Genomic DNA, 16,916 nt, shown 5'->3' with positions numbered 1-16,916 from the left:
GATGCCGCTCCCCGCTCTCGTTCTCGTCCATGGCGGCGAGCATGCGGGCGACTGCTGGGATCTGACAGTCGCGGAGTTGCGCCGTCAGCAACCAGAACTCCACATCCTCGCGGTGGACCTTCCCGGTCGCGGCTCGAAGCCGGGTGACCTGGCGGCGGCCACCATCGGCGCTTGGGTGGACTCCGTGGTCGCCGATATCGATGATGCGGGTTTCGGCGAGATGGTGATCGTCGGCCACTCAATGGCGGGAGTGACGGTGCCCGGGGTGGTGGGCCGGCTGGGCACGTCGCGCGTTCGCGAGATGATTTTGGCAGCGGCGTTCGTGCCTCGTCAGGGTGAAGCGATCGTGGACACGCTCGACGGTCCGCTGGCATGGTTCGCTCGGCGCGGTGCCGGGAGAGGCAAGCCGCTGAAAGTTCCGGCTTTCGCTGCGCGCTATGCGTTCTGCAATGGCATGACAAGAGAGCAGCGCCAGTTCGCGATGTCGCGGCTGTACCCCGAGGCGGTGGCGATCGCGGTTGAACCAGTGGATCGCGGTGACCTGCCGATGGACATACCCCGCACCTGGATCCTCACCACACGCGACCGTGCGCTGTCCGTCGCGTCCCAACAACGCAGTATCGAGGCGCTCGGCGGGGTACAGACCACCATCGCGGTCGGCTCGTGTCATGACCTGATGATCAGTCACCCGATTCGCACAGCGCGGATCCTTCTTGACCGGTGCCGCCAATACGAGAAATTGGTCAGGTGATCGCGCCGTCGTACTTCAGATCGAGCAAGCCGGCGTCGTCGATTCCCAGCTCGCGAAGCACCTCGTCGGTATGTTCGGCGAACATCGGTGCTCGAGTGAGATCGGCTGGTGCACCGTCGAATTGCACTGGATTGGCCACCAGCTTTTGCCGGTAGCCCTGGGCGTCGACGATGTCGGCGACACGACCGTTGGCGATCAGCGCTTCGTCGTTGGCGACATCCCAGGCGTCCTGCAGCGCCGCCCATTGGCCGCCGGACTGGTCGAGCAGCCGCTTGCACTCGTCGAACGTGCGCTGGCCGATCGCATCGGCCACCAACTTCGCTGCTTCATCGGAGTTGGCCGCCAACGACTCCAGAGATGTGAAACGATCGTCGGTCGCCTCCGCGGTCATGCCGAACAGCTGGCAGAAGTCCGGCCAGTAGCGGGTCGGCTGCAGCATCGACAACTGAATGAAGCGGCCGTCGGCGCAGCGGTACGCGCCGGTGAGCGGGTTGCCGGGCGCCTGGCTGTGACCGTGCACCTTCGGCGGCGGACAGCCGTACAGCATGGCCAGGTTGACGTCGAACTGCATCGCCCACGCCCCCACCGCGAGGAGGGACACGTCGATGATCGACGGCTCGCCAGTGCTCTGCCGGCCGAACAGTGCCGCCGCCACCGCACCGGCGATGGTGAGCCCGCCGATGTTGTCCCCGTAGGCGGCCGCGGGCATCAACGAAGGGGCGTCAGCATCAGGTTGTGTGACGCCGTCAGCGCTGCCGGCGCGCGCCCAGAAGGCGGTGACGTCGTATGCGCCGGTGTCGGAATCGGGTCCGCGACTGCCGAATCCGCTCCCCCCTACGTAGATGATGTGAGGGTTGATCCGCCGGACGTCCTCGACGTCGATGCGTAGCTTCGCGCGCGTCTGGGGGAGATAACTGGTCAAGAACACGTCGCTGCGCCGAACCAATTCCTCGAATGCCGGACGCGATTGCGCCAGCGCCAGCGAGAGACCAACGCTGCGTTTCCCGCGGTTCGGCGCCTCGATGATCGGCGCGAACTGCGCACCGGGTTTGGACGCCGAACGCCCCAGCACCGTCACCAGCCCGCGTTGCGCATCCCCGGTCACGGGGTTCTCGATCTTGATGACGTCGGCTCCCCAATCCGCGAGCACGGCACCGGCCGACGGCACGAACGTGAACTGTGCGACCTCAAGGACGCGCACACCCTTCAGGGGCTTCTGCATTGCTCCACCGCCTCCTCAATCGCCTCGAAACTCTGGTCGCCGGCGTTCCCGGAAAGCCGCTGTGGCTCTGCGGAAGTCATTTGACTTCACGAGGATCTGCTGTCCTGCGGCCTCGACTTCCTGCACTGCTTCGAGGTCGGTGAGCGTGGCCGCCGCCAATGCGCGCTTGATCCACCGGAACGCCTGTGTCGGCCCGCCCGCCAGGGTCTCGGTCAGCGCCGCCAGCTCGGCGTCGTAGGCGTCGTCGTCGACGAGGTGCGAGATCATTCCCCAGTCGAAAGCCTGTGCCGCCGAGACTTTCTCGGCCGTCATGGCCATCCTCGCCGCTCGTGCCCGTCCGATCGCCGCGGGCACCAGCGCGGATGCGCCGCCGTCGAGCATCAGACCGACCCCGGTGAAGGCCAGCTGGAAATAGGCCGATCGGGTGGCGACCACCAGGTCGCATGCCAGGGCGAGGGGGCAGCCGATGCCGACCGCGGGTCCGTCCACCCCGGCGATCACCGGTTTGGGCAATGTGGTGAGCGCTTGGACGACTTTGTTGGCCGCAGGCACGGCCCCCTTGGTGTTGCCCCCGGTGAGATCGCCGCCCGAACAGAACGCCCGTCCTGCACCACACAGTTGCACGGCCCGTACGGAATCGTCGTCCGCCGCCTCGAGCAGCCTGTCCAGCAATTCGTTAAGCATCGGTGTGTCAACGGCGTTCAGCTTCTCGGGCCGGTCGAGCAACAGCCGAAGCACCCCACCGTTGCGGTTCACCGAGACGCCGTTGATCGCCACAGCGGTCACAGCCCGAGATCGCGGCCGATGATGTCCTTCATGATCTCGGTGGTTCCCCCGAAAATCGTCTGGATCCTAACGTCGACGTAGTCGCGGGCCACCCGGTATTCGTTCATGTAGCCGTACCCGCCGTGCAACTGCACGCAACGGTCCACCACCTTCTTCGCCGTCTCGGTGCACCACCATTTGGCCTTCGCGGCCTCCACCGCGCTCAGGTCACCGTCGACCACGGCCTGCAGGCAGCGGTCAATGTAGTGCTCAGCGAGGTCGAGTTCGGTGTCCATCTCGGCGAGGAGAAACCGGTTGTGCTGGAAACTTCCGATCGGCTGGCCGAAAGCCTCGCGGTCCTTGGCGTACTGCAGTGTCTGACGCCAGGTTTCGCGTGCCCCGTAGACGGCCGAGATCGCGATCGACAAGCGTTCCGACGGGAGGTTCTGCATCAGATGGTAGAAGCCGCGACCCTCCTGGCCGAGGACGTTGGCCGCGGGCACCCGGACGTTCTCGAAGTGCAACTCCGCGGTGTCCTGTGCGTGCAGCCCCATCTTGTCGAGCTTGCGGCCCCGGGTGAAGCCCTCCGTTCCGTTCTCGACGACAAGCAGTGTGAAACCCTTGTGCCCGGCCTCGGGGTCGGTCCGCGTGACGACCACGACGAGATCGCAATTGATGCCCGACGAGATGAAGGTCTTGGCCCCGTTGACGATCCAGTCGTCCCCGTCGCGCACACCGGAGGTGCGGATACCTGCAAGGTCACTGCCCGCTCCGGGCTCGGTCATCGCTATCGCGACGATGGTCTCGCCGGTGATGATTTTGGGCAGCCACCGCTTCTTCTGCTCCGTGTTCGCTAGGTGTTTGAAGTAGGGGCCGACGACGTCGTTCTGCAGTGTCAGGGCGGGTATGGTCGTGCCCCACTTCGATAGTTCCTCGTTGATCACCGCATTGAACCGGAAATCGTCTGAGCCGCCGCCGCCGAACTCCTCAGGCATGTTGAACCCGATCAAGCCGTACTTGCCTGCCGCTATGTAGGCGGACCGATCTACAATCCGCTCACGCTCCCACCTCTCTGTGTTCGGCGCGACTTCGCGCTCGAGGTACTGCCTGGTGGTCTGCCGAAGTTGCTCGTGCTCAGCCTCGTAGATGAGTCGCTTCATGTCAGCTCACTCTCCGTGGATTCGACGCATTTCTTCTCCGACTTTTCCCGCCATCCGCGAGACGACCTGAGCCCCGCGCGTTCGCAGCTCACTGTCGGGCACCGGCAGGACCACAGCTCCCGACTGTCTGGACGGGAGCAACACTTTCGCACTGCCCTTTGTCGTGGTTTCATCACGCTGATTAGTGGCCGCAACGTCAATCGATACGGCCTCGCCTGGACCTTCTCCCGTTGCGGTGATCCTGCCGGTGCATCGGTGGATGTCGCCGTGGTAGTTGAATCCCCGCAACTGAAGATCCATTTCGGCCAGCCAGCCGTCGTCACCGACCCAGTTGGTCAGCAGATGACTGACCCAGGCGGCCCGCATCTGACCGTAGTCGTAGGGAGCGGGGATGCCCAGTGCCTTCGCGCGTTCGGGGTCCCAATGCAACCGCTGAACGACGTCGGGCACCCCGTACTCATCTTGGGTATAGAACGCCGGCATGCGCTTGCGCAGTTGATGAGCGAACTTCAGCGGGCCGACACCGTAACCGCCCCAGCCCCATCCCATGTGCATGCTGATGATGTCGACCACGGTCAGCGGACCTTTCATCACCGGCGGCAGCACGTCGCCGATGCTGATGTCCTCCCACCATTGCGGCTCCGCGCCACGACGGGCCTCGGCTTCGTAGGCCGCCTCCACCTCAGCGAACTGCTCGTCACTCCAGCGCTGCCGCTCGATGTGGGAGTACTTGCCCGACTTCTTCGAACCCTGCCGCTCGGCATTGATGTACGACTCATCGCGGGTGGCGATCGGGTTGCCGTCGGCGTCGACGTAGAGGTACCGATACGTCTCCTTGACCGACCGCCCGCCGGAAAACTCGCTCTCCTTGACCTGGACGTCGAGAGTGAACGTCTCCATCAGGACAGGCCGGCCGGCGTAGATGGGCTGATACCACGTCCATTTCACGCCCGCGTAGTACTTTCCGGTGCCGCGGAACAGGCCGCGAAACAGCTTCTTGCGTTCGGGATCGGTGAACTTCGGGGTTTGATCCAGACCCGTGCTTATCGGAAACGTGGGCGAGGCGATCTGACCGTGCCAGCGCGTCTTGGGGCCATACGTGGGGTCGTAGAACAACGGATTATCGTCGCCACATCCGAATGCGAAGTGGCTGATCGCATCCGCGCTCGGCAGCTTGTTCCAGGCCTCATCACGCTGGTTGACGGCGATGCCGATCTGGGCGTTGGCGCGCTCGATGTCCTCGTCGGTGATGCGGCCTTCGACGGCGGCAGCTTCTGTCGTTGTCATGTCGCTCCTAGACCTTCAGCATGGCGCCGGCGTCGACCTTGAACTGCAGGCCGGTGACGTATCGGGATTCGTCGGATGCCAGGAAGCAGACGATGTTCGACACATCGCCCGGCTCGATGTACGGGATGGGCATGGCCTGCAGGGCCGGAAACGCCAGCAGCGCATCATCACGTGTCGGCTGATCGAGATCGGGCCGGAATTGCCGGTACATCGGATCGCTGTTCAGCATTGCAGTGTTCACGTTGGTGGGATGAATCGCGTTTGCCCGGATCGAGTGCGGGGCAAGCTGCGTCGCGAGCTGCAGCGTGTACGAGTCCACCAGCTGTTTGGCGTAGCTGTATCCGGCGCCGCCCGGTCCCATGGGGCCCGCCATCCCAGCGGGTACCTTCGCAGCGAGCAGGCCCGCGATCGATCCGGTGGTGATGATCGAGGCACCGGCCCGCAAGTGGGGCAGCGCCGCGTGCACCGTGTTTACGACTCCGATGAAGTCGACGTCGAATGCATCGACGAACGCCTGTATGCCGAGGTGAGCGCCGAGCGGGCAGATACCCGCGTTGGCGACGACGACATCAAGTCCGTCGAACTCAGTTACCGCGTTGGACAACTCGCGCGCGATCGCTGCCCGATCGCGGACATCGACCTCGGCTGTGTAAGCCCGTCGGCCCGCTTTTTCGACCTCGAGTCCAGCCTCCTCGAGGTCATGCTGGGTGGCGAGCGGGTACTCGTTGGTCTCGATATCGTGGCAGATGTCGAACAAGATGATGTCGGCACCTTCTTCGGCGAGTTTGACGGCGTGGCTGCGGCCCTGACCACGCGCGGCACCTGTCACCAGAACGACTTTGTCCTGTAAGCGCCCCATCTGAGTACCTGCCTTCCTAGTTCGTTTGGTGAAGCTCCTCCAGCAGCGCCACCAGGCGCCGCCGGTCGACTTTGAGCGCCGCGCTGCGGGGCAGTTCGTCCACGACGAACACCCGCGTCGGCACCTCGTAGGGGGTCAGTGTGGTCCGGCAGTGCTCACGTAGCGCCTCACCGCTGGTGTTCATGTTGGCTCGCAACTCGACTGCCGCCACCGGAATCTCGCCGAGCCGTTCGTCTCGGAGGCCGGCGACCGCGGCGTCGGCGACCGCGTCATGTGTGAGCAGGGCCCGCACGACCGTCTGTGGGGCGACCTTGAAGCCCCCCCGGACGATGACATCATCGGCGCGGCCGTCTATGTAGAGGTAGCCGTCTACATCTAGGTGCGCGAGATCGGTTGTAGTGAGCCATCTTTCGGCGCACGCTCCCACCTGGTCCGACGCTACCTGCAACCGGCCCGTGAGTCCCGGGGGCAGCACGGTGCCGTCGTCGTCGATCACTTGGAGCCGCACACCGGGAAACGCGCGTCCGACGCTGCCCTTCTTAGTGACCCACGACGCGCGGAAGTCCTTGAGCGTCCACCCGGCAACGGCGCCGGCGAACTCGGTCGCACCGTAGGTAATCAGGATGGGGATGCCGTACCGGGCCAGGAAGGCGTCGACGAGTTCGGCGTCCACCGGAGCGGTTCCTGCGATCAATGCGCGCAGGCTGGCCAGGTCCTCGCGTGGGATGTCGGAGTTGAGCACCGAACGAATGGCTGGTGGTGGCAGCCCGGCGAGAACAGGCTTGTGTTCGGCGATCGCTGCGTGCCAGCCCGACAGCGTGAACCGCTTGAGCATCGCAATGGGCCGCGCGGCCACCAGAGCTTGAAGCAGTGACCACAAGCCGCCGATGTGCACGATGGGCAGGGTCACCATCCCGACCGCGCCCGTCAGCGGCGGCTTGTTCCGGATCTCGGGGCGGCTGTTGTGCTCGAGTGCCGCCGACAGAGCAGATTCTAATTGGCTGCGCCGCAAGGGAATGCGCTTCGCCGGTCCCGTCGTCCCGGATGTCAGCATCTCGATGGCGACGGCGGGATCGCCGGCAACGGGGGCGCGGGAAGCTGTCATGCGCTGGGTGACGTAAGTTCCGTCGGCGGTGAACAGCGCCGCGCCCGTCGCTGCCGCGGCGCCGAAGAATGCCGGATTGTCCAGGAGCTGTGACGGGGCGATGACGTAGTCGGCGCTCACGGCCGCGAGATCGGCGGCCACGCGGTCGGCCGGTTGCAGCGGGTTCAGCGTCACCAGGGTGCGATCTGAGCGAAACAGCGCGATCACAGCGGCAACCGATTCCATCCTGTTTTCGAGCACGACGGCGACACGGGTGCCTGCGCCGCCGCCGGCAGCGGTCAGCTGGCGATCGATGTCCTCGGCCAGGTCCCGCACCTGCCGCCAGGTGAACCACTGGCCATCCTGCTGGAGCATCCGTGCGTCGTCGGCGCCATTCCACAACCGCCCCAACGCCTCATGGATGCTGGTCATCGCCACCTTCCGGGTCGTTTCGACGCGCGCACGCCTTTCGTCAACGTAGCCCACATGGTTTACTAGGTCAACTTACTGGAAGGTTACTGATGGACTTCGGACCTACAGAGGAACAACAGCAACTCGCCGATGCTGAAAGGGCATGGCTTGAACGCCACGATCCCATCGCGAGGGTGCGAGAATCTCTAGACAAGGCGGCAATCAGCATCGACCCGGAAGCCGTCACCCATGCTGTCGAGTCGGGACTGCTCGAACTTTTGACGGCTGATGTTGGTGGTACCCAAATGGATCTCATGGTGTGCAGCGAGGCGCATGGCTGCGCGGCCAGTTCGCTTCCGGTCGCCGACCTCGCGGTCGGCAGATGGTTGGTCGAGCACGCAGGCCTCGACGCAACCGGTGACTCGCTGGTGGGCGTCGCCCGCGCCGCGGGCTTGAGCACTCACCCAGTTCCGATGGCTGCCGCCATGGATAGCATCGCCGTCGTCCGCGCAGCCGACGAAGGTGATTTCGTTGCGCTGGTGACTAATCCGTCTCTGGTGTCGATGACGACGTTGGATCTGACGCGGTCGTGGGCCAGGGTCGATCTCGCCGAGGCCGCACTTGAGTGGGCGCCCGCCCCGCCCGGCAGTGTGAACCGGGTCCGCGCGGCGCTGGCTCTGCACCGCGCGATGGACGCGCTGGGCGGCGCAGCGCGCCTACTTGAAATGACTGTCGTGTACGCCGGTCAGCGCCAACAGTTCGGCGCACCGATCGGGTCTTTCCAGGCGGTTAAACACCACTGCTCTGACATGGCTGTCGGCGTGGAGGCCGGGCGGTCGACGATGTGGGCCGCGGCGTTCGCCTTGAACAGCGCGGCCGAGGATGTCTGGGAGCCTGCGGTTTCGGCGGCAGCTGCGTATGCGAAGTCGGCCGCCAGCCAGGTGGCGAGCACCGCATTGCAGGTTCACGGCGGCATTGGGTTTACCTGGGAGCACGATCTGCACCTCTACCTGCGCCGCATCAAGGTCGATGAAGCTTTTGACGGAAGCGTGGCCCAGCATCGCGCTGTTCTCGCCTCCGCGTGACTAGCCACGCGGCAGGCCCAGCCCCCGTTCCGCGATGAGAGTGCGCATGATCTCCGAACTTCCCCCGGCGATGGTGAACGCGCGGGCGTAGAGCCACTCGTCCTGCCAGCGGCCGCCATCAAGAGCCGCGGCGTCATCGTGCACCAGCACGCCGGCTTCACCGCCGAGTTCGACTGCAAACCGCGCGATTTCGAGGTTGATTTCGCTGAACATCAGCTTGGCCATCGCCGCGTCGTGCGAGCGTTCCTTACCGAGCAACCAGCGAGTCAGGTTGGCTTGCGTCAGCGCCGACAGCGCCTCGACGTCGGCTCTGAACTGGCCGATGCGATCGCGCACCCGATCGCTCTCGACGGCTGGGCGGCCGCCGATCTCAATGCGGCGCGCGAGGTCGATGAGATCGTCGACGCCGCGCTTCAACTTCACCACGACCGCTCCAACGTTGGCCCGTTCATGGGCCAGGCTGACATTGGCGATCCTCCAGCCCTGGCCCGGTTCACCGATCATGGCTTCGGCGGGTATCTCGACGGAGTCGAAGAACACCTCGTTGAAGTCTGAGGTCCCGGTCAGCTCGCGCAGCGGCCGCACGCTGACGCCGGGAGCAGACATGTCGAGGATGAAAGCGCTGATGCCCTTGTGTTTGGGCACCTCCAGATCGGTTCGGGCGAGCAAGTATCCGAACCGTGCCCAGTGCCCATCGGTCGTCCACACCTTCTGACCGTCGACCACGTAGGTGTCGCCGCTGCGGACCGCGCGCGTGCGCAGCGAGGCCAAGTCGCTTCCCGCGCCTGGCTCGCTGAACAGTTGGCACCAGAACTCTTCGCCCGCACGAATTTTCGGCAGGTAGCGGCGACGCTGCTGGTCGTTGCCGAAGTCGATCAGGGCGCGCGACGCCAACACACTGCCGCTCTGCGCGCCTGGCACCTGCGCACCAGCCAGTTCCTCGGCCACGACGATCGCGTGTTCGGGTGAACGGTCATCACGCCCTCCGAACTCAGCAGGCCAATCCATACCGACGTATCCCGCCCCGTACAACTGCGCGGTCCACTGCCGTAAGGCTTCAAACTCGGCTTTGTTTTCGGCGCTGCGCACGCCCGCGCGATAGGGAATCGACGGGGCGTTTTCGGCGATGAACGTTCGCACTTCCCTGCGGAAGTCGTCCAGCCCCGGGTTCATGAGCCGACCTCTTGTTTGCTCAGTAGGACCTGAGCAGCACGGTCGCGCAGCGCGTCGGTACACCCGATCAGCACCGCGTTGGCCCTGGCTCGGCGCAACAGCAGATGAGCGGGATGCTCCCAGGTAAACCCGATTCCGCCGTGAACCTGAACTGCGCCCTCGGTGATACCAGCCGCGGCATCGAACGCCGCCGCGGCGGCAAGCTCTGCAGAACAATCATTTTCGCCGCCCTGGACGTTGGCGGCAGACAGCACGAGACCACGGGCACCCTCCAGCGCTACGAGCATGTCCGCACAACGATGGGAAACGGCTTGGAAGCTGCCGATCGGACGGCCGAACTGCTCACGCTCGCATGCCCAGTGCACCGACATCGCCAGCGCGCGCGCTGCCACCCCGAGGGAGTCGGCCGCCACCGTGAGCAAGCTGTGGCGTCGGGCGGTCGCGAGCGCACGCTGCAAATCCGGTCCTTCGCCGACGACCTCGCCGCGGGCGCCGGACAGGGTGAGTGCACCGACCGTCGCGCTGAGATCGAGAGGCTGTTGAGCGTCGATGTCAACCCCGTCCTCCCCGGGACCGACGATGGCGAGGACTTCCCGATCTTTCTTACGAGCAAGCACCAGAAGGACTTCGGCCACTGGCGCGCCGGCAACGATGGGGACCACTCCGGTCAACCGCTGTCCGTCCCACTCGGGAAGCGCGGGCCCGGTCGTCAGCCAGCCGGTGTCGTGCAACGGCACCGCAAACGCAGCCATCGTCCCGTCGACGATGCGCTTTGCGGTCGCTCCAGCCCCGACGCCGACGGCAACATCGAGCGCGGTCACGGTGGGAACCAGAGGTACCGGCGCGATCGCCTTGCCCACCTCCTCGATGGCGGCGTACAACAGTCGCCTGCTCGTGCCCGCGCCACCCAATGCCTCATCGACGGCCAACCCGGGCAGCCCGAACTCGACGAGCGCCGACCACAGTTGGCGATCGGTGGCGTCGACTGGGCGTGTCCGGTCCAGAAGCGCTGCGACATCCACACGAACACGCAGGGATTCCGCGAGCGCGTGGCGCAACTGCTGTTCATCCGGATCCGACACCGCGAGCGGCGCACCCGGTTCGACCACAGCGGTTCTACGGCCCTCGCCGCGATGCGATGGCATGCCGAGGACAGACTCGGCGATCGTATTGCGCTGTATTTCAGCAGTGCCCGCACCGATGGTTGTCGCTCGGCTCATCAGGTAGCCGAAGGTCCAGCGGCCCTTGTCAACTGCTCCGGATGCGCGGCTGCCCAGCGCGCCGCTCGGTCCTGTCGCCCGCAACGCCAGCGCGTGCAGATGCTGCTCGAACTCGGACTTGACCAGCCGGTTCACCGACGCCACGCCGCCGGGATCCTCGCCGCGCAGCACCGCGTCCAGTGCGCGGGCGCTATTCGCGGCGATTGTGCGGACGCCGGACTCCAACCGTGCCACGGCCTGGCGCACCATCGGGTCGGCATCTAGTTGCTGTGCGCGCACCAACGCCATGACCCGGTCAGTTGTCGTGCGGTACCTGAACTCGTCGGCCAAAAACGCGGTGGCGCGCTCATGGCCGAGGGACGTCCGCATAATGGCCCAGCCGCCCCCCTCGTCGCCGACCCGGTGCTCGATCGCGACCTCGACGTCGTCGAGGAACACCTCGGCGAAGTGCGCCGCGCCGCTGATGTCGCGCAGCGGCCGCACCTCGATGCCCGGGCTGTCCATAGGCATCAGCAGATACGTGATGCCCTCGGTGCCGCGCTCGGCGGGCCCGGTCCTGACCAGCGCGAACATCCAGTCGGCGCGGTCGGCCATCGACGTCCAGACCTTCTGACCGGTGACCCGGTACACGCCGTCCTCCCGCACCGCCCGCGTCGACAGCGACGCCAGATCGCTGCCCGCCCCGGGCTCGGAAAAGCCTTGGCACCAGAACTCATCGGCGCGCAGGAGTGGTTCGAGAAACCGCGCCTTCTGTTTGTCGGTGCCATGGGCGATCAGCGTTGGAGCGACGATGAACGAGAGTGGGCACGGATGTGGCGGGGCGCCGGCGGCGGTGGTGATTCGGTAGTAGTCGAGTTGTTCGTCGAGGGATAACTCCATTCCGCCGACCGATTTCGGCCATCCGGGGGCGGCTAGCTTCTCGTCGACCAGACGGGACTGCCAGGCGCGGGCGGCGTCGATGCGATCGCGCCCGGTCGCGGGTTCATGCCGGTCGTCGAGTAGCTCCTGCAGGCGTACTCGCCAGTCACCGGCCGTGGTCACGCAACAAAGTTAACTTGGTTATTTATGTTGGTCAATCCTTCACGATCACAAGTGCCATTTCGGGACAGGCGGCGACGCCGTCGCGCGTCTTGCGCTCGTCTTCCGGCCGGACCTCGCGTTCCTCGACGGTGCTGTAACCGGAGTCGTCGATCGGAAATAACTCGGGATCAACGGCATAGCACTGCGCATGCCCGACACACCTGGACTGCTCGAGACGGATTTTCATGCTCGTTCCTCGCTTCTTTGCACGGTTCGGGTTACAGCGGGAAAGGCTCACCAGGCCACCCCGACTGAGAAGGTTGCGGTGATCGGCACGCTCGGATCTCTTTTGGCAACGTGCGGCGCCCTTCCTGCTTAGCACCGTGCGACGTCATCCCTAAGCCGCTTCTTGTCGACCTTGCCGCTCGCCAATAGCGGCAATTCGTCCACGATCACCAGCCGTCGCGGGATCTTATAACCGGCCAGCCTGGCGCGGACGCTGTCCTGCACCCATTCCAGGGTTACCGACGCCCCCGGCTTTATCGTGACGACGGCACAAACGATTTCGCCCCAATTGTCGTCGGGCGTTCCAATCACCGCGCAGGCCGCGACGCCCTCGACCCGGATTACTGCATCCTCGACCTCGGGTGAGTAAACATTTTCCCCGCCGGTGATGATCACGTCCTTCTTGCGATCGACCAGATAGAGCAGTCCACGCTCGTCGAATGAGCCGATGTCGCCGGTCTGGCACCAACCGTCACGCAACGTGGCAAGCGTCGCCGCGCGGTCGTCCCAGTAACCGCGGAAGTGCGAATTAGACTGCACCACAATCTCTCCCGGAGACCCTATGGGCAGATCAGCGCCGTCGTCCCCGACGATTCGGACCCGAAAGCCCGGAAACGGGAACCCGACGGAACGCAGGACGTCCGACCCGTCGACCGTGTGTAATTCGCGGGGCAGGCCGGAGACGATCGCCTCGGTCTGCCCGTACAGGTTCAGAAAGCCGGCGGACGGGATCGTCGCCAACGCCCGTTCGAGGAGGCGCAGGGGCATCGGTGCGGCAGAGTAGACGATCGTTTTCAGCGACTCGACATTCCGGTCATCGGCCACCGCGTCCAGCAGCGCGCTCAGCATCACCGGCGCCAGGTGCAGGAGTGTGATGCGCTCCTCGCGGACCAGGCGCACCGCGTCGACCGGATCGAACTTTTGCTGCAAGACCACCGTTCCACCACGGGCATGCAGCCCGGCGATGATCGCCATGGCGCCGACGTGGAACATTGGCATGTTGATCAGTCCGCGATCGCCTGAGCCCGTGCACATCTCGGCGTTCATGGTGAAAGCGACGCGTCGCTGCTCGCGTTGCCCGAGGATGCAGCATTTCGCTGCACCGGTCGTGCCGCTGGTGAAGATCAGGTAGGCGATGTCGTCGGGTTGTGCGCGCAGCACCGGTTCGCCGCCGCCGGTGCCACTGGCGAGAAAGTCTTCGAAAGCGACCATCCCGTCGAGTTCGCGTCCGCCGATGCACACCACGACCGGCTGAATCTGCAGCCCGTGCGCGAGGTCAGAGACCATGGGCGCGAACTCGTCCGCGACGAACACTATCGATGGCCGCACACGCACCAGCGCGTCGCGCACTTCGTCAGGCAACAACCGAAAGTTGACCGTGGCCATGATGATCCCGCTCAGCTGGCAGGCGGCCATCACCTCACCGAACTCGATGCTGTTGCGGCTCAGTATCGCGACACGGTCCTGGCGTCGTAGACCGGCTGACGCCATCGCGGAGATCAGTTGCACGGCGCGCTGGCGCAGGGCCGCATGGGTGATTTCGCGATCACCGTGACGGTATGCGATCACATCGGCGAAGCGTCGGGCATTGTCGGTGACGATGTCGCCCAACGTCATCGACGCCTCGCCGGGTTCGGACAGCATGTTACCGGCTGCTGAGCAACATCGAGCCGGCGACGGGTCCACCGCCCACTCCCACGACAACCACTTCGGGTGTTGCTGGTGCCTGCCGATCGCCGGCCTCGCCCCACATCTGCACGCACGCCTCATGCAGGAAACCCATGCCGTGGAGTCGCCCACCCGACAACTGTCCGCCGCTGGTGTTGATGGGTAGTTCCCCGTCGAGCGCGATGCGCTCGCCGCCTTCAATGAATTCGCCCACCTTGCCCTTCTCGCAGAGGCCCAGAGCTTCCAGCCACATGACGGTCAAGAAGGAGAAGCCGTCGTAGATCTGGGCCATGTCGACGTCGTCAGGCGTCAATGTGGTGTTCTGCCAGAGTGTTTCGGACGAGTCGTGGGCAGCCATAGTGGTGAGGTCGCAACGCTGATCCCAGGTCGCACGCTCGAACATCCCGGGCCCGACGGACTCCACGGTCAACGGATGGCGAGGCAGGCCGTTCGCGGCATCGCGGCGCGAGATGATTACGGCCGTGGCTCCGTCGCAGGGAATGTCGCAGTCGTAAAGACACAGTGGCTCGGAGATCATTCGCGCGCCGATGTAGTCGTCCATCGTCATCGGCTCGCGGTAGATGGCGTCGGGGTTAAGTCCGGCATTGCGGCGGGCGTTGATCGCGATCGCGCCGAGTTGTTCTCGGGTCATTCCGTAGTCGTGCATGTACCGCTGCGTGGGCATTGCGAGCCAGTTCGCCGCGGACAACGCTCCGAACGGCGCGACCCACTCGAGATGGGGAGGCAGCTTGCCGCCCCCGAACAACACCGACGCCCTGCCACCGCCGCCCTGTTGCGCTGCAGTGGATTCCCATACCGACCTGAAAACCACGACGTGGTTCGCCAGCCCCAGGGTGACCGCCATGCATGCCTCAATGGCCGGGCCGACCTGACCGGCCGTTTCAAGCGACGACATATACCAGCGAGACCGAAGGCCGAGTGCGTTGCGCACGTCTTGAATACCGGCGCCCGAAAACCCTGGATCGGGCACTCCGGGCCCGGGATAGCTTGCGATACCGTCGATGTCGTCGACGTCCAGCCCGGCGTCGGCGATCGCACGCAGCACTGCCTCCAGCGTCAAGTCCAGCCCGGTCCGGCCCAACCTGCGGCCGACCTGCGACTTGCCTGCACCGGTGAGGACCGCCTTGCCGTCGAATGGACCGCCGCGCATCAGAATATGTACCTGGCGATCAACTCGGCGACGGCGGCGGGCTTCTGCACCCCGTCGACCTCGACGGTATGCCGGACGGTGAGATTGACGGTGTCGTCACCGGCTCGCACCGCGTCGGCGAGTTCCGAGCGCACCCGCACCCGGCTGCCCGCCGTCACCGGCGCCAGGAAGCGGACCTTGTTCAGCCCGTAGTTGATGCCCATCCTGGCGTTCTCCACGCGGTAATTGTCCTTGCTCAGGCCGGGAATGAGCGACAGGGTCAAAAAGCCGTGAGCAATGGTCGCGCCATAGGGGCTTTCGGCTTTCGCACGCTCCACGTCGACGTGAATCCACTGGTGGTCCACGGTCACGTCGGCGAACTGGTCGATACGCGACTGATCCACGTCGAACCACCGGCTGACCCCGAGTTCGGCGCCAATTGCCGCGACCGCCTCGTCGATCGATCCGATCGTCTTCATTGCCACTCCCATCCGGCCCAATACAGATATCTATTTAACGGTATACTCTGGGCGCGAACCAGGACGCCCACCCGGGGTGCCTGTCCGACAACCTTTCGGGAGACACATGCCGTCCACGACGTCGCGCGCCGCCATCGTGGCCGCCGCCCGCACCCCCATCGGCACCGCCCGCAGAGGGACGCTGACCAACATGCCCGCCATCGAGTTGGCCAAACCGGTCGTCGCCGCAGCCATCGAACGATCAGGACTGGACGCATCAGATTTCGACGACCTGGTGCTCGCCGAGAGCCTGCAGGGCGGCGGGGACAGCGCCCGCTACGTCGCCGTCGACCTCGGCCTGACCGGCATTCCCGGGATGGCGGTCAACCGGCAATGCGCATCGAGCCTGTCGGCGGTCGCGGTGGCCGCGGGGCAGATCGCGGCGGGGATGAGTAGAGCAATCCTGGCCGGCGGGATGGAGTCGTGCTCGACTACACCCCTGCTGCGGAAACGCAAGCCGTTCAACACGGGTAAGTCGCCGGACGACTACGAGGACCCTTGGTTCCCACTGTCGCACCCGCCGACAGCGGACGCCCCCGCACTCGACATGTCGATCACGGTGGCACACAACTGCTCGATGCAGTACGGCCTCTCACGCAACGATCAAGACGAGTGGGCCCTGCGCAGCCACCAGCGCGCGGTGAAGGCGATCGACGCCGGTTCGTTTGTCGACGAGATCGTGCCGCTTCAGGTTCCGCAGGCCGACGGGTCGATGGTCACCTTCGCCGAGGACGAACATCCGCGTCGCGACACCACCCTGGAGACGCTGTCCGGACTGAAGGTGCTGCATCCCGAGATCGACGGATTCACGGTAACGGCAGGGAATTCGTCGGGCATCAACGATGCCGCGGCGGTGATCGCGCTGGCCAGGCCGGAAGCCGACCAAGACGCGTTGGCCAACGTGCTGTCGTGGAGTTCGGTCGGCGTGCCGCCGAATCGGACTGGGAGTGGGCCGATCTCGGCCATCCCGAAAGCGCTTGAGTTGGCGGGCCACAAAGTCGAGGACGTGGCGCTGTTCGAGATCAACGAGGCGTTCGCGGCCCAGGCGGTGGCTTGCGCACGCGAACTGCGCCTCAACGAGGACATCGTCAACGTTTACGGATCCGGTATCAGCCTGGGCCATCCGATCGCCGCGACGGGCGCGCGGATGGTGACGTCGGCCATCTACGAGCTACGCCGCCGCGGTGGCGGCATTGGCGTGCTGTCGATGTGCGCGGGCGGCGGAATGGGATCAGCAATGGTTATCGAGGTGGCGTGA

Annotated in this window: 15 protein-coding genes; 3 read left to right on the top strand and 12 right to left on the bottom strand. The window is 65.2% G+C overall.

Annotated elements, in window-relative coordinates; translation table 11 throughout:
- Position 1: 1 nt before the first annotated feature.
- Positions 2-751 carry an alpha/beta fold hydrolase gene (locus tag ACAG21_RS14505; RefSeq protein ID WP_370496803.1) on the top strand — a complete coding sequence of 250 codons (750 nt, stop codon included), beginning with the start codon at positions 2-4 and terminating at the stop codon, positions 749-751.
- Here the strand turns inward: ACAG21_RS14505 and ACAG21_RS14500 are convergent.
- From ACAG21_RS14500 to ACAG21_RS14475, 6 genes are read right to left on the bottom strand one after another with little or no spacing between them, the layout of a single operon-like run.
- Complete coding sequence (locus ACAG21_RS14500; protein WP_370496802.1) at positions 744-1,973, bottom strand: CaiB/BaiF CoA transferase family protein; 1,230 nt, start codon at positions 1,971-1,973, stop codon at positions 744-746. The genes ACAG21_RS14505 and ACAG21_RS14500 overlap by 8 nt on opposite strands.
- Positions 1,974-1,988: 15 nt before the next feature.
- Entirely contained in the window at positions 1,989-2,744 is a 756-nt protein-coding gene (locus ACAG21_RS14495) for an enoyl-CoA hydratase-related protein (protein WP_370496989.1), read from the bottom strand.
- A gap of 11 nt (positions 2,745-2,755) precedes the next feature.
- Positions 2,756-3,898: an acyl-CoA dehydrogenase family protein gene (locus ACAG21_RS14490; protein WP_370496801.1), complete on the bottom strand. Its 1,143-nt coding sequence runs from the start codon at positions 3,896-3,898 to the stop codon at positions 2,756-2,758.
- A 6-nt stretch (positions 3,899-3,904) separates the two neighbouring features.
- Complete coding sequence (locus ACAG21_RS14485; RefSeq protein WP_370496800.1) at positions 3,905-5,185, bottom strand: MaoC family dehydratase N-terminal domain-containing protein; 1,281 nt, start codon at positions 5,183-5,185, stop codon at positions 3,905-3,907.
- Positions 5,186-5,192: 7 nt separating this feature from the next.
- The gene (locus ACAG21_RS14480; RefSeq protein ID WP_370496799.1) at positions 5,193-6,044 is read right to left on the bottom strand and encodes a mycofactocin-coupled SDR family oxidoreductase; all 852 of its coding nucleotides are present in this window, start codon (positions 6,042-6,044) and stop codon (positions 5,193-5,195) included.
- A 16-nt stretch (positions 6,045-6,060) separates the two neighbouring features.
- On the bottom strand, positions 6,061-7,560 hold the full coding sequence (locus ACAG21_RS14475) for a class I adenylate-forming enzyme family protein (RefSeq protein WP_370496798.1): 1,500 nt from the start codon (positions 7,558-7,560) through the stop codon (positions 6,061-6,063).
- 89 nt (positions 7,561-7,649) lie between these two features.
- Here ACAG21_RS14475 and ACAG21_RS14470 point away from each other — a divergent pair, with 89 nt between their 5' ends.
- Positions 7,650-8,624, top strand: a complete 975-nt coding sequence (locus tag ACAG21_RS14470) for an acyl-CoA dehydrogenase family protein (protein WP_370496797.1) — start codon at positions 7,650-7,652, stop codon at positions 8,622-8,624.
- Here ACAG21_RS14470 and ACAG21_RS14465 read toward each other — a convergent pair whose 3' ends face one another.
- The 6 genes from ACAG21_RS14465 to ACAG21_RS14440 all read right to left on the bottom strand — a co-directional run bounded on the left by ACAG21_RS14465 (position 8,625) and on the right by ACAG21_RS14440 (position 15,619).
- On the bottom strand, positions 8,625-9,797 hold the full coding sequence (locus ACAG21_RS14465; RefSeq protein WP_370496796.1) for an acyl-CoA dehydrogenase family protein: 1,173 nt from the start codon (positions 9,795-9,797) through the stop codon (positions 8,625-8,627).
- Entirely contained in the window at positions 9,794-12,058 is a 2,265-nt protein-coding gene (locus ACAG21_RS14460) for an acyl-CoA dehydrogenase family protein (RefSeq protein WP_370496795.1), read from the bottom strand. The genes ACAG21_RS14465 and ACAG21_RS14460 overlap by 4 nt, the downstream gene beginning before the upstream one ends.
- A 31-nt stretch (positions 12,059-12,089) precedes the next feature.
- Positions 12,090-12,284, bottom strand: a complete 195-nt coding sequence (locus ACAG21_RS14455; protein WP_370496794.1) for a ferredoxin — start codon at positions 12,282-12,284, stop codon at positions 12,090-12,092.
- Positions 12,285-12,412: 128 nt separating this feature from the next.
- On the bottom strand, positions 12,413-13,966 hold the full coding sequence (locus ACAG21_RS14450) for a class I adenylate-forming enzyme family protein (RefSeq protein WP_370496793.1): 1,554 nt from the start codon (positions 13,964-13,966) through the stop codon (positions 12,413-12,415).
- A gap of 1 nt (position 13,967) precedes the next feature.
- On the bottom strand, positions 13,968-15,161 hold the full coding sequence (locus tag ACAG21_RS14445; protein WP_370496792.1) for a thiolase family protein: 1,194 nt from the start codon (positions 15,159-15,161) through the stop codon (positions 13,968-13,970).
- On the bottom strand, positions 15,161-15,619 hold the full coding sequence (locus ACAG21_RS14440; RefSeq protein WP_370496791.1) for a MaoC family dehydratase: 459 nt from the start codon (positions 15,617-15,619) through the stop codon (positions 15,161-15,163). Before ACAG21_RS14440 ends, ACAG21_RS14445 begins: the two co-directional genes overlap by 1 nt.
- Positions 15,620-15,725: 106 nt before the next feature.
- Between ACAG21_RS14440 and ACAG21_RS14435 the strand changes: the two genes are divergently transcribed.
- The gene (locus ACAG21_RS14435; protein WP_370496790.1) at positions 15,726-16,916 is read left to right on the top strand and encodes a thiolase family protein; all 1,191 of its coding nucleotides are present in this window, start codon (positions 15,726-15,728) and stop codon (positions 16,914-16,916) included.

The sequence above is a fragment of the Mycobacterium sp. pR1184 genome, from assembly GCF_041287235.1.
In the GTDB taxonomy this organism is placed as follows: Bacteria; Actinomycetota; Actinomycetes; order Mycobacteriales; family Mycobacteriaceae; genus Mycobacterium.
The sequence above is the reverse complement of the archived record's forward strand: the minus strand, read 5'-3'. Positions and strand labels throughout refer to the sequence as shown.

What these genes read in the sequence shown, in the direction of transcription:
- ACAG21_RS14465 (WP_370496796.1), bottom strand. Translation starts at nt 9,797, where the DNA reads ATGAACCCGGGGCTGGACGACTTCCGCAGGGAAGTGCGAACGTTCATC.
- ACAG21_RS14440 (WP_370496791.1), bottom strand. Translation starts at nt 15,619, where the DNA reads ATGAAGACGATCGGATCGATCGACGAGGCGGTCGCGGCAATTGGCGCC.
- ACAG21_RS14450 (WP_370496793.1), bottom strand. Translation starts at nt 13,966, where the DNA reads ATGCTGTCCGAACCCGGCGAGGCGTCGATGACGTTGGGCGACATCGTC.
- ACAG21_RS14470 (WP_370496797.1), top strand. Translation starts at nt 7,650, where the DNA reads ATGGACTTCGGACCTACAGAGGAACAACAGCAACTCGCCGATGCTGAA.
- ACAG21_RS14455 (WP_370496794.1), bottom strand. Translation starts at nt 12,284, where the DNA reads ATGAAAATCCGTCTCGAGCAGTCCAGGTGTGTCGGGCATGCGCAGTGC.
- ACAG21_RS14505 (WP_370496803.1), top strand. Translation starts at nt 2, where the DNA reads ATGCCGCTCCCCGCTCTCGTTCTCGTCCATGGCGGCGAGCATGCGGGC.
- ACAG21_RS14480 (WP_370496799.1), bottom strand. Translation starts at nt 6,044, where the DNA reads ATGGGGCGCTTACAGGACAAAGTCGTTCTGGTGACAGGTGCCGCGCGT.
- ACAG21_RS14445 (WP_370496792.1), bottom strand. Translation starts at nt 15,161, where the DNA reads ATGCGCGGCGGTCCATTCGACGGCAAGGCGGTCCTCACCGGTGCAGGC.
- ACAG21_RS14435 (WP_370496790.1), top strand. Translation starts at nt 15,726, where the DNA reads ATGCCGTCCACGACGTCGCGCGCCGCCATCGTGGCCGCCGCCCGCACC.
- ACAG21_RS14490 (WP_370496801.1), bottom strand. Translation starts at nt 3,898, where the DNA reads ATGAAGCGACTCATCTACGAGGCTGAGCACGAGCAACTTCGGCAGACC.
- ACAG21_RS14475 (WP_370496798.1), bottom strand. Translation starts at nt 7,560, where the DNA reads ATGACCAGCATCCATGAGGCGTTGGGGCGGTTGTGGAATGGCGCCGAC.
- ACAG21_RS14500 (WP_370496802.1), bottom strand. Translation starts at nt 1,973, where the DNA reads ATGCAGAAGCCCCTGAAGGGTGTGCGCGTCCTTGAGGTCGCACAGTTC.
- ACAG21_RS14485 (WP_370496800.1), bottom strand. Translation starts at nt 5,185, where the DNA reads ATGACAACGACAGAAGCTGCCGCCGTCGAAGGCCGCATCACCGACGAG.